Below are 12,483 nucleotides of genomic sequence, written 5' to 3'. Positions count from 1 at the left end.
AATAGAGAAGAAAGTAGAGAGAATGGATAAAACTTATTTCTTTAAAGAAGGCAGCTATACGCGAAAAAGACACGAGTCCGCGGGGACCCGTGTCTTCTAATTAGTGAGGGGAATAAAATCAATGTTTACAGCATACTGAGCTGCATCGTAACGACCTTCTGAGTGGCTAGTGTTGCACTGACATCAATTAGACGCTGATTTCGACTGCCGCGGAAGGGCAGGGAGACATCACGTTCAGCTTTAACATATCTCCCGTCGATAATAACATCGCACAATCCGGCAAGCTCCGCCCTCTCAGGGTCGGTAATCAGCTCTTCATATTCAAATCCCGTATAGGCCCATACCGTCATATCAGGACGTGCAGCCCGAAGCTGCTGAACCCAGGACGTACATTCTGCTGCCGAGAAAAAGGGATCACCACCACATAACGTAACGCCATCCAGCAACGGATGGTTCGTCACTTCATGCAGAATCTGCTGCTGCCGCTCTTCTGTAAAGGGCTCACCCGCTCGAAAGCTCCATGAATCCGGACTGAAGCAGCCCGGACAGGCGTGACGGCATCCGCTGATGAACAACACGGCACGCAGGCCTGTCCCTTCATTCACCGACTCCGGGATGTATCCATACAGATTCACCGGTGCTTCACCCGATCCCGTACTTCGGCCTGTTTCGCAGCATTGAAGCGTACTTTGTAATCTCCGGTCAGATAGCCAGTTACGCGGCGTAACCGCTGGAAGTGCACATGGTCCTCATGGACTTCACAACCTGGGCATACATCCCCGATGACCCCTTCATAACCACATGCAGGGCAGCGATCAATCGGATGATTAATAGAGAAATAACCGATATCTTGTGCCAGTGCATACTGTACGATCCGCAGGAAAGCTGCGGTGTTGGCTCGAACGTTTCCGTCAAGCTCCACATAGGAGATTGCACCCGCATTACATAACGTGTGGAACGGGGCCTCCAGTTCAATCTTCCGATAAGCTGGAAGAGTGTGATAGACCGGGATATGGAATGAATTCGTATAATACTCACGATCATTAACTCCAGGAATGAGGCCATATCGCTCTCTGTCAATCTTCGTGAATTTGCCGGACAACCCTTCAGCAGGTGTGGCAAACAGGGTGATATTCAGGTTATGCTGCTCGCTCATCCGGTCACAGAACTCTCTCATGGTCCGAATAATATTCAGCGCTTCCCGATGCACATGAGGGTCCTGGCCATGATGGCGTCCATAGAGAGCTGTCATACATTCAGCGAGACCGATAAACCCAAGGGATAACGTGCCGTGTTTCAGCAGATCGGCAACAGGTTCATTCGGAGCGAGTTGCTCTCCACCTTCCCATACACCCTCCCGCATCATGAAGTCCGATGCCTTGGCAGGTTGCACAGTCTGGATGCGGTAGCGATGCAACAGGCCGTCAGCAGCATTATGCATCACGGATTCCAGGGCGGTGTAGAAGCCTGCCCGATCGGCAACGGCTCTGCTGCCTTGGCAGATACCAAACCGGATGCCGAGCTTGACCAGGTTAATGGTGTTGAAGGACAGATTACCCTTACCACTTTGACGATTGCGCCCAAACCGGTCAGCCAGTGTACGTGTGCGGCATCCCATGGTTGCGATGATCGTATCCGGATCCTCCGGATGATAGAAGGGCAAGTTGAAGGAGGCATCCACATTGACAAAGTTGGGATACATCCGCCGTGATGAACAGGTGACTGCCAGACGGAACAAGTCATAGTTCGGCTCGCCTTGAGCCTGATTAATCCCCTGTTTGCATTGGAAAATATGTTGAGGGAAGACAGGAGTCTCGCCGTTGCCCAGACCACGGATGGTCGCTTCCAGCAATGAGCGTGATACCAGGCGTCCTTCCGCTGATGTGCATAATCCATAGTTCAGTGAAGTAAACGGAATCTGACCACCTGCCCGACTGCTCATCGTGTTCAGGTTATGAATCAGCGATTCAGCAGCTTGTCCTGTCTCAAGTTCAGTCTCTTCATAGGCGAAGGCATACGCCCGTGGACACTGATTCTTCGCTTCAATGCTGTCCAGATGAAGCTGTTCATCCTCAAGCAGGACATTCTCACCAAAGAGGCGTTGTCCTTTACGGTAATGTTTGCGGAAAGACCGCAGTACATACGGAGCCAGATCCCAGTCAATCTTATTGGCTGATACGCCACCATATTGACTGTTCTGCTGGGATTGGAAGATGATCGCAACTAGAGCCATGGCAGACATGATCGTCTGAGGTGTGCGCACCGATCCGTTGCCTGTGTTGAAACCCGCAGCGAGGAGACGGTCAAACGGGATAAAGATACAGTTGGTCGTTCCGAGTGCATACTGGTCCAGATCGTGCACATACAGATCCCCGTTCTCCACAGCTTGAGCAAGCTCTTCCGGCAACACATGACGCAGAGCATGCCACTTGGCGGTCTCCGAACCGAGCCTGCTCATCTTGCCGCTGAAGGAGTCTCCGTTCAGATTGGCATTTTCCCTCAGCGTATCGGCGTCTTCAGCGCCAATAATTCGTCTTCCCAGGTCGGATAATAGATCGGATGCCGGTGGAGTGGCATACTCAAGCATGTTCATGTAAGGTTCCTCCTAAAATGATTTTGGATATCATTCAATTTCCGTGTAACACTATATGTAGATTCTTATTATCCATTTATAAACTATATGTGGGTTTTTGGGTGTGATAATGATCACACTGCTTACTGGACAAGGTGGACTTTCCGTTTATTGTTACGGGTTAAAGGTTCCCAAAGTCTGAGCGAAAGCGTATAATTTCTAGTTATCCTGCAAGTAAATATCCGAAGTCGGACAAGATGGGTTTTAATCAATCTGAAAAGGAGATTTGACATGATTTTTCGGTTATTAAACCATCCGTTTAAGACCTACTTTTGTCCGAAAAATGGGCTATGGGCAGGGAGTATGATTCTCTTATACTTCTACGGTGTTAATCATATAAGTATAGATTGTGACAGCTATTCGGATTTTTGATGACCCCTGTACGTAATTAAACATTCTGATATACAGATTTGAAAGTGCAGCTAAGATAAGAGGGGTGAATCATGGGAACGGCAGAAGGCATTACGAGAGGCTTCTATGAAGATATAAAGGAAGCTGCGGCCCATATCGTAGACGTATTAAGCGGTATATTGAAGGTCAATACCATCTTCGTTGCCACGAATGACGGGGTAACGAATGTCATTTTGGAGGCTTTTAATCGTGCGGAAGAGTTAATCGTTAAAGGCAGTGTCCTTCCATTTACGGATTCATATTGCAGCCTGGTATTGAGAGATAAAGGTAGCGTTCTTACCATCCAGGATACATGTGAACATCCGATGACACGATCTATGGACGTCACAAGCGGGCTCGGAAATCGTTTCTTCGTGGGCGTACCCATTATGCGAAGATCCGGCGAAACATTCGGTACCATCTGTTTGATGGATAATCCGGATTACGTGATTAGTGAACCCGACATGAAGACACTGAATGCGATGGCTGTCTTCCTGGGTTATGTTGTCGATCTGGAGAGCACGCTACATGTACAGGAGCGGAAACTGAGTGATTCGGAACAAATGAAAGAGCAGCTCCAGGCAGAGAAGGAACGGGCCGAGTCCGAGGCCATGACCAAAACGCAGATGCTAAAACTGATGAGTCATGAGATTCGTAATCCCCTGAACGGCATTCTGGGACTGACAGATCTGATGCGCACTCCGGATATGTCCGAGGAGCAGTCGGAGTATGTGAATATGATAGAGACGAGCGGCAATATCCTGCTCTCCTTGCTGAATAATATGATGAATTTCAATATTAATGAGGCAGGGAAAACCGTTATACATGATGATCCGTTCGATCTGGTCGGTACCATCGAGAACACCGTCTATCTCTATGCGGGGATTGCGGCGGGCAAAAACATTGAGTTGGGATTAAATCTCGAACTGAATGTGTCGCAAGTGTTCGTTGGTGATGAGGTCAAGATTGGACAACTGCTTGCGCATGTCATTCAATATGCTATGGATTCAACGCGTGAAGGCTCGGTTCTGATCACGGCAGTGGTGAACGGAGATGAAACCGAGGAGACCGGAACACTTCTGCTCAAGGTGAAGTACACGGGCCAGATGTTATCGGATATCCAAAAACTGATCGGAAGCAATCTGGGTCTGGCTGTAAGTCAGAACCTTGCCATTCTCATGCATGGTCGTATTCAGGTGGATCGTGTGATGGAGAATGAGACGGAATTCCAGATTAGCCTTCCATTACGCAGATATTGGGAGTTGCCGCAGCTTGCAAGTGTCCAGCAGCGGTTAAGAGGCAGAAAGGTACTGCTTGCCAAAGACCCTGACATACTGCAAGGCGTTTCTTCCCTGATGCGCAGATGGGAGATGGATGTGCATATGACCTCCGGTTCGACGGTAGCGCATGACTGGATCAAGGAAGGCTTCAAGCCGGATGTGGCCGTTGTGGATATGGGATTACTGGAAGGCGGAGCAGTCGATTTTGTACATGAACTGAAGCAACGTACGGACAATCTGCCCGTCATTGTACTGGTTCCCTATGGCATGCACATCGACCAGAATGAGGCGGAAACCTTTGATGCTGTTCTGACGAAGCCGGTCAGACAGGCGGATCTGTTGAACGCATTGAGTATTACTATGCCTTAAACGAGCAGACAGTCGAATATGAATTTCTTAATTTGGCGTACCTATTGTAGGTGCGCTTCTTTGGGTTTTCCATTTTCTGAGCCAAAGCCCTTTTATTCCGAGCTGGTTACGTTACAATAGAGTGTGAACTTCATCTTTATAACCAACAGAGGAGGATGCACATTGGATTATCGTAGATTAGGTGGAAGCGGACTGAAAGTGAGCGAGATCAGCCTGGGAAGCTGGCTGACGTACGGAGGGTATGTGGAACGTGAAAATGCGGTGAAATCAATTGAAACTGCATTCGATGAAGGCATTAACTTTTTTGATACAGCCAATGTATACGAACGGGGTGCAGCAGAAGAACTGCTAGGGCAGACGCTCAAAGCGTACTCCCGTGACTCCTATGTACTTGCAACCAAAGTATTTGGCAAAATGGGTGATGGTCCGAATGACCAAGGCCTGTCTCGCAAACATATCAAGGAGCAATGTGAAGCCAGCTTGAAGCGCTTAGGCGTTGAATATGTGGATATCTATTATTGCCATCGTTATCATACAGAAACACCGATTGAAGAAACACTCCGCGCGCTCGATGATCTGGTGCGCCAGGGCAAAGTGTTGTATGTTGGCGTCAGCCAGTGGACTGCGGTTCAGATGGAAGCTGCGTTGGGTACAGCAGACCGTCTGCTCCTGGATCATATCGTGGTCAATCAGCCAGTGTACAACATGTTCGACCGATATATTGAAAATGAGATTATTCCGCTGGGTGAGCGTAAAGGTATCGGACAAGTCGTATACTCCCCGCTTGCTCAAGGTCTATTGACCGGGAAATATACGTCCGTTTCCGATATTCCGGAGAACAGCCGTGCTGCCAAACTGGGCTGGGACGAAGGGAAAATCAATGCGGATCGCATCGGGAAAGTTCGTCAACTGATTGAAGTGGCAGACAAGCTGGATCTGAAGGTTGGCCAACTGGCCCTGGCCTGGATCCTGCGCCAGAACAATGTATCCAGTGCACTTGTAGGGGCGAGTCGTCCCGAGCAGGTAAAAGAGAATGCGGCTGCATCTGGCGTGAAGCTGGATGCTGCCATTATCGAGGAAATTGAGGGCATCCTTGCTTAATCTCCTGTCAGCACACAAGCTCGGATGATATAAAATCATCCATAAGCAAAGGGATGTCCTGTACGCCAGAATGGCGAACGAGACATCCCTTTTTGTGAAGTGGAACATGATTAGGTGATAACAGGCTTTAAAGCGTAAGAGACAAAGAGCGAAGTGGTAAGGCACACACGCGGTTGCGCCCTGTATTCTTGGCTTCATATAAAGCACGGTCGGCTTGTTCGAAGAAGTCGTTATCGTCATGATCATCGCAATGATCCGGATACACAGCTACACCAATGGAAATGGTTAGACGTATCGTGTGCCCGTCAGGCAGGGCAAATTGATATCTCTCTACCCCTTGGCGGATCGATTCAGCGATAGCCATGGCCTGACGTTGTCCACAATCGAGCAAGAGAATGGCGAATTCTTCACCACCGTTTCGTGACACGATATCGGTGGAACGCGCATGTTCAACGAGCAGTTGTCCGAGTTGCTTCAGAACCGCATCACCGGCGGAATGACCGAAGGTGTCGTTTACTTTTTTGAATCGGTCAATGTCGATGGCCAGCAAGGACAGCTTTTGTTGGTACTCCCGCGCATGCTGAAGCTCCGATTGAAGTGATTTTTCGAACTGTCGTCGATTGCTCAGGTTGGTAAGATGGTCGGTAGATGCTCTTCTCTCTAGAAGAAATAACATTTCATTCGATTTATTAATAAATTCTGCGATGAAATAGATAAAGATCCCACCGACAAAGGAAATGGTCATCTGTAACGGATATACCTTCATTAATGAATTCATGCTGTCCGTGTTCAGCATAAGGACGATAAATATCAACGTTATGCCCAGCAGATTCATCGTAATGATTTTGGTCAGTCTGGACCAGGAAGCATAGGCGAAATATACACCGGATAGTCCAATCAGCGTCATGACAAATCCTGCATCAATGGCAGAGGAAGATATGCCAAACATCAGAATACGAAGGATCGAGATAACGAGTCCCGTAATGACCGAAGCCAGTCCTCCCAGATATACCGCTGCGGTGACGATGGCCAGATGCCGTAGATCTACAATCGTACTCTCGTTCAGAGGGAAGGAATAGTTCATGAGTACTGTGCCGTATATGCCGAATAATAAGCCGCCGATCAACTGAACACGTAACGAGGGAAAAGGCAATCGGATACTATAGAACTTGGCGATAATTCCGGACACATACATAAACGTAATCATGATACAGATATTAATGAAAAAAGTGCTAAACAACCGACATTCCCCCTTTTTACGCACATCTCTACATTTTATCTGAAAAATGATGCTGTAGCGAACCATATTATCCCAAATTATTGAGGGGATTGCTGGGAAATACGTTTTTAATTCCATATCCGGGTTGTTGGCGTGGATATTGACTTCATTATACAATGAGATTTATACTTAATCTAAATCAAAATTCATTCCTTCTTTTAAGGGAAAACTATAGTAAGCAGAAGATCAGCGTCTGATTTCATATAAAATGCATCAATAATAAAGGAGAAATGGTTGTGAGAACTTTAAATCTGACGATACAACGGCAAGCGGTATATGATGTGGTGCGCCATTCAGAGGATCACCCGACAGCTGCTGATGTCATGAATCGACTTGTAGAACAAGGATATAATCTGGCCTATGGTACGGTATATAATTCTCTTCGTTATCTGACGGACAAAGAATTGATCCGGGAGCTTAAGCTCGGGGAGACAGCAAGCCGGTACGATGCCCGCATGGATGATCATCAGCACATTATGTGTGAAGTGTGCGGCAAAGTGGACGAGGTGATGACGGAAGTTCCTCCACAATGGATGAAACAGGTAGCTGAAGAAACCGGATATGCAATCGACCATGCTCATGTGGTCTTTGGAGGTGTCTGCGGGGAATGCAGAAACAAACGGATCAAGTAAAAATAAAGCTGCCTGGCCGTCGTTTACCCCTGCGGGTTAAACCCGCCTTGTCCGATTCAGCACCTCTTGTGGACAATTGTCCTGTTACACGGCGTGTTATTCTAATTAGCCCGATGCCAGGGCAGGTACATGAACTGGTAAAGGCCTTGACGGATAGCTGCTTCGATGTGCTGGTCTTTCATCGCTGGGAACCGGATCTGCATGAGCGTCTTGTCTTCGATCTGTTGATCTATGATCTGTCTGTTGCCGGAACCATCGATGCATTCGCTGGGATCAGCAGCCGATTGAACCGTGAGGCAGAACATACAACGCCTTGTCTGTATCTGGTCGGTGAGAAGATGATCGGCAGCGCGAGTGGACCGATGCTTCAGGAGGAATTGCTGGTGTGGCCTGCACGTCCGCAGGAAGCTCTGTACCGGGTGCAGCGTATGATTGGCAATAGTCCTGCTCTGCCCAAACGTGGATTTTTACCTGAGGAAGGGCAACGTATCGGATTCAAGGATCTGTGGCTCGATCGTGAACGCATGAGTGTACAGCGCGATAATAACCGCATTCACTTGACCAAGACCGAATATGATCTGTTGCTCAAGCTGATCGATGCCAAAGGTGCGGTCATTTCCCGTGAGGAGATGCTCAGCGATATTTGGGAGACAGACTTTACAGGCGGAAGTAATGTGGTCGATGTTCATATCAAAAGCTTGCGCAAAAAATTGGGCGATAACGCGTCTTCGCCGCAATATATCGTAACAGTAAGAGGAGTGGGCTACCGCCTGGCGGATTAGTCCGCTTTTTTTTTGCTTAGTTTTATCGTTCACTTCACGCTTTTTCGGGTACTACCTATTAGATAGGCAGATCAGAATTATTCCCTTAAAAACATTTCATGCTTCATTCATGAAGTGTGTAAGAACCTCATCTTAAACTCATGTGAACCTCATGCAAGAGCAGAGTGGGACATGTTAGAATTAATTTAACAGTTAGATCAAGTCTAAATGTATATTTAATTTGACGCCGAATATGATTTTAATAGTAGATATATAGCATCCGTGAAACCCATTAGAGGAGGACGACATGATGACAGAACGTATGACAACCAATCAGGGCGCACCCGTAGGTGACAATCAGAACTCCCGTACAGCAGGCAGAAGAGGGCCGACACTGCTTGAAGACTACCATCTCATTGAGAAAATTGCCCACTTTGACCGTGAGCGTATTCCAGAACGGGTGGTACATGCAAGAGGAGCAGGTGCTCATGGTGTATTCACACTGGAGCAGAGCATGAAGGCGTATACAACAGCAGATTTCCTGCAAGATCCGGGTACGGAGACAGATGTGCTGGTTCGTTTCTCAACCGTTATTCACGGTACGGGATCACCAGAGACAGCACGAGATCCACGTGGATTTGCCGTTAAATTCTACACACGGGAAGGCAACTATGATCTCGTCGGCAACCATCTGCCAGTGTTCTTCATTCGTGATGCCATGAAGTTCCCCGACATGGTTCACTCCCTGAAGCCAGCTCCGGATACGAATATTCAGGAACCGGCGCGATATTGGGACTTTATGACCCTCTCGCCGGAATCAACGCATATGATGACCTGGTTGTTCTCTGATCTGGGCACACCGGCGAGTTATCGAGAGATGGATGGATTCGGCGTACATGCTTTCAAATGGATTAATGCACAGGGGCAGGTTCACTATGTAAAATATAAGTGGGAGTCTGCACAAGGGGTTCGAGGTTTCTCTCGTCAGGAAGTTGCCGAAGTTCAGGGACAGGACTTTAATCATGCTACCCGGGACCTGCATGAACATATCAAGAACGGGCAATACCCGCAGTGGAAGCTTCAGGTACAGCTATTGAAGCCTGATCAGATGGATGATTTTGCTTTTGATCCGCTCGACCCAACCAAAACGTGGCCTGAAGATGTATTGCCATTCCATACGGTGGGCACCATGACCCTGAATCGGAATCCGCAGAATTTCTTTGCTGAAGTGGAGCAGGCGGCCTTCTCTCCTAGTGCGCTTGTACCTGGAATTGAGCCTTCCGAGGACAAATTGCTGCAAGGACGCTTATTCTCTTATCCGGATACACAGCGTCACCGGCTTGGTACAAACTATTTGCAAATTCCGGTGAATTGCCCGTACGCACCTGTTCGTAATCATCAGCGTGATGGACTCATGAATGTGAATCAGGACCCATCTCCGGTGAACTATGAACCCAACAGTTCCGGAAACAGCCCACAGGAAGATCCGGCATACCGGGACAGTCAGGTTCCGTTGCAAGGGCACGTTACACGCGAGAAAATCGAGAAAACGGATGATTACACGCAGGCAGGGGAGCTTTTCCGTTCATTCACCCCTGTAGAGCAGCAGCATCTGTTGGATAACCTGATCAATGACCTCAAGGGTGTATCTGTAGATATTCAAATGCGTGCCCTCTGTCACTTCTTCCGGGCGGATGGACAGCTTGGCGGACGTTTGGCTCATGGACTTGGTGTGGATATTTCTGCACATATGCCTTCACAGGATGGAAAATAAAACGCAGTATGACCCTGCTCGCACAACATAATATTGACTGATATTCGGTGAAGACCGGGCAGAACCGTGAAATTGCGGAACTCCCCGGTTCTTTCGCTTTTTTTCTGAAATGGAAAACAAATTTACAAATCATTTACATAAAATAGCTGACATAGAGGTTGACTTCTCATTTGATGGCACTACAATGGGTAGTGTGAGGGGTGTCAGAAAATGAGAATACACAATTTCAAAGTGGGTGAGCGTGGGCTCAACCGATTTTTCGGTCCGCTGGAGGCCAAGATCATGGACATTTTATGGGCTCGTCCTGGCAGTAGCATTCGTGAAGTGCAGACCGCACTTGAACAAGACAAAGACGTCAATTTTAATACAGTCATGACCGTGATGAATCGGCTCGTAGACAAAGGACTGCTTGGCAAGTCTCAGAAGGGCAGAACATCTTTGTACCAACCGGTACAGAGCAAGGAGGAGTTTATGAACGACCAATCCAAGGAACTGTCACATGAGTTGGTGGATGAATTCGGAGCTCTGGCATTGAATCATATGCTGGATGCGCTGGATGAAGCAGATGCGGGTCTGATTGAACGCTTGGAACAGAAGATCAAACAGTGGAAAAAGGATAGCGATTAAGATGTGGAAGGCCCGCTCGAAGTTGTTGTTTACCGTCGGGTTTGGCATTCCGTTACTCGTGTTCATGCAGATGTTCATGTACGCGATGTACAAAATTTTTGGCTGGGATATCCCGTTTAATCTGCTCTGGCTCTGCAATCATTGGATGAGTCGTCTGGGCTGGTTATCCGTTGGGCATTTCCTGCTGGCACTGGTCTTGCTGACATTTGCCGGAACAGGCTGGTTGCTAACGGTTCGTATGATGAAAACGAGAGCAGCTGTGCGTAAACTCCGCTCCATGGAGGTTCGTGCATTATCCCGCGAGATGGAGTCCAGGTATCACCATCTCGGACAGCCTGGATTCATTGTGGTGGACAACCCATCGCCTGTTGCATTCACAATTGGTCTATGGAGACCTTGTATCGTACTCTCCACAGGACTTCTGACGATGCTGGATGCTGAAGAGGAGACCGCAGTTGTGTACCACGAAGTCCATCATCTGTGGCACCGTGACCCACTGAAGACGACGCTGTTGTCGGTGTTTGCAATCATGATGCCTTATATTCCCGTACTGAAGCATACTTCAAAACATTACAATATCGTGAGAGAAATTCTGGCGGACAATGAGGCCATCGAGCGAACAGGCAATGTGGCAGGCATTGGCAGTGCGTTACTCAAGTTGCTCCGGGCTTGTCCTGAACCTTGGGGACCCAAAGAACTGACCGTTCAATCCTCATTTGCAGATACGTCGGTAAATGTGCGAATTTCACGTCTCCTGGACCCGGAAAAGGACGTAACGCTGAGATTGCCACGTTATGCTGTTCTGATGTCGGCTACCGTTTTCCTGTTGCTGTCTATCTTGTTTGTTTGGTCCATTGGATAAATCAACTTATGTGAGGTTGAATATAACACTAGGGAGGAAGATGAACATGAATAACAAAAGTGTAGAGATAGGATTACTTTTCTCAAGGATTATGATCGGTTTGATCTTTGTATTGCACGGCTGGAGTAAATTTGAGGGTGGAATCAGCGGTACGGTAGGTTTCTTCGAAAGTATCGGTATTCCCGGATTTCTTGCATCGGTTGTAGCCATCATTGAGTTGGTGGGTGGAGCGGCGATGATTCTGGGCTTGGGAACACGCGTATTTGCTGCCCTGTTTGTCATCGTTATGGGTGGCGTTCTGCTTACAGCCAAAGTGGGTGAGCCGTTCATGAGTGGTACGGAGTTCGATTACCTGCTGCTGGCGGGTTCCTTGACACTGCTCTTCACAGGAAGCCGCTTCCTAGCCGTAGATCATATTTTCTCCAGACAGGGGAACGCTCGCCAGAATGTGAGTGCTTGAATCGACTAATCATCGCTTAAAAAAATATTGAATTGCAGGATAAATTCTGCAACGAGGCTCTCTATTGGCCAGGCCGGTTCGTGAAATGGATTTGCGAACCGGACTGATCGGTAGAGAGCTTTTTTCAAAATATAGGGAAGTATGTTTATTCACCATCCTTCTCTATTTTTCTTCGGAATGAAACACGCCGAGTCGCTAGAGGACGGCGACAGCCGTTTCACCTTGTTTGGACGTCATGCCTCTCTTTTGATACAATGAGAATAAGTATGTTACTAATAAAAAAATAGAACATGAAGTTGAGTACATCAAATTAAGA

Annotated in this window: 11 protein-coding genes; 8 read left to right on the top strand and 3 right to left on the bottom strand. The window is 47.8% G+C overall.

Going from position 1 to position 12,483, the window contains the following annotated elements; all coding sequences use genetic code 11:
- Positions 1-125 precede the first annotated feature (125 nt).
- Positions 126-635, bottom strand: a complete 510-nt coding sequence (nrdG, locus tag HF638_RS08770; protein WP_169479865.1) for an anaerobic ribonucleoside-triphosphate reductase activating protein — start codon at positions 633-635, stop codon at positions 126-128.
- Positions 632-2,593, bottom strand: a complete 1,962-nt coding sequence (locus HF638_RS08765; RefSeq protein ID WP_169479864.1) for an anaerobic ribonucleoside triphosphate reductase — start codon at positions 2,591-2,593, stop codon at positions 632-634. Before HF638_RS08765 ends, nrdG begins: the two co-directional genes overlap by 4 nt.
- 482 nt (positions 2,594-3,075) lie before the next feature.
- On the opposite strand from HF638_RS08765, the gene HF638_RS08760 reads away from it, so the two are divergent.
- Together HF638_RS08760 and HF638_RS08755 are read left to right on the top strand one after the other, a co-directional pair.
- Positions 3,076-4,671, top strand: a complete 1,596-nt coding sequence (locus tag HF638_RS08760; RefSeq protein WP_169479863.1) for an ATP-binding response regulator — start codon at positions 3,076-3,078, stop codon at positions 4,669-4,671.
- Positions 4,672-4,833: 162 nt separating this feature from the next.
- Entirely contained in the window at positions 4,834-5,772 is a 939-nt protein-coding gene (locus HF638_RS08755; RefSeq protein WP_169479862.1) for an aldo/keto reductase family protein, read from the top strand.
- A gap of 127 nt (positions 5,773-5,899) precedes the next feature.
- On the opposite strand, the gene HF638_RS08750 is transcribed toward HF638_RS08755, so the two are convergent.
- Positions 5,900-7,012 carry a GGDEF domain-containing protein gene (locus HF638_RS08750; RefSeq protein WP_169479861.1) on the bottom strand — a complete coding sequence of 371 codons (1,113 nt, stop codon included), beginning with the start codon at positions 7,010-7,012 and terminating at the stop codon, positions 5,900-5,902.
- A gap of 275 nt (positions 7,013-7,287) precedes the next feature.
- On the opposite strand from HF638_RS08750, the gene HF638_RS08745 reads away from it, so the two are divergent.
- The 6 genes from HF638_RS08745 to HF638_RS08720 all read left to right on the top strand — a co-directional run bounded on the left by HF638_RS08745 (position 7,288) and on the right by HF638_RS08720 (position 12,167).
- Positions 7,288-7,683: a Fur family transcriptional regulator gene (locus tag HF638_RS08745; RefSeq protein ID WP_036612807.1), complete on the top strand. Its 396-nt coding sequence runs from the start codon at positions 7,288-7,290 to the stop codon at positions 7,681-7,683.
- Entirely contained in the window at positions 7,659-8,465 is an 807-nt protein-coding gene (locus HF638_RS08740; protein ID WP_076332450.1) for a winged helix-turn-helix transcriptional regulator, read from the top strand. The genes HF638_RS08745 and HF638_RS08740 overlap by 25 nt, the downstream gene beginning before the upstream one ends.
- Positions 8,466-8,754: 289 nt before the next feature.
- The gene (locus HF638_RS08735; protein ID WP_169480042.1) at positions 8,755-10,218 is read left to right on the top strand and encodes a catalase; all 1,464 of its coding nucleotides are present in this window, start codon (positions 8,755-8,757) and stop codon (positions 10,216-10,218) included.
- 210 nt (positions 10,219-10,428) lie between these two features.
- The gene (locus HF638_RS08730) at positions 10,429-10,845 is read left to right on the top strand and encodes a BlaI/MecI/CopY family transcriptional regulator (protein ID WP_017691824.1); all 417 of its coding nucleotides are present in this window, start codon (positions 10,429-10,431) and stop codon (positions 10,843-10,845) included.
- Position 10,846: 1 nt separating this feature from the next.
- A complete protein-coding gene (locus tag HF638_RS08725; RefSeq protein WP_169479860.1) occupies positions 10,847-11,707 on the top strand; it encodes a M56 family metallopeptidase in 861 nt (286 codons plus the stop codon).
- A 46-nt stretch (positions 11,708-11,753) separates the two neighbouring features.
- Positions 11,754-12,167: a DoxX family protein gene (locus HF638_RS08720; RefSeq protein WP_169479859.1), complete on the top strand. Its 414-nt coding sequence runs from the start codon at positions 11,754-11,756 to the stop codon at positions 12,165-12,167.
- Positions 12,168-12,483 lie beyond the last annotated feature (316 nt).

Origin of the sequence: Paenibacillus sp. SZ31, from assembly GCF_012912005.1 — a bacterium.
GTDB lineage: Bacteria > Bacillota > Bacilli > Paenibacillales > Paenibacillaceae > Paenibacillus.
This window is presented reverse-complemented; position numbering and strand designations above follow the sequence as displayed.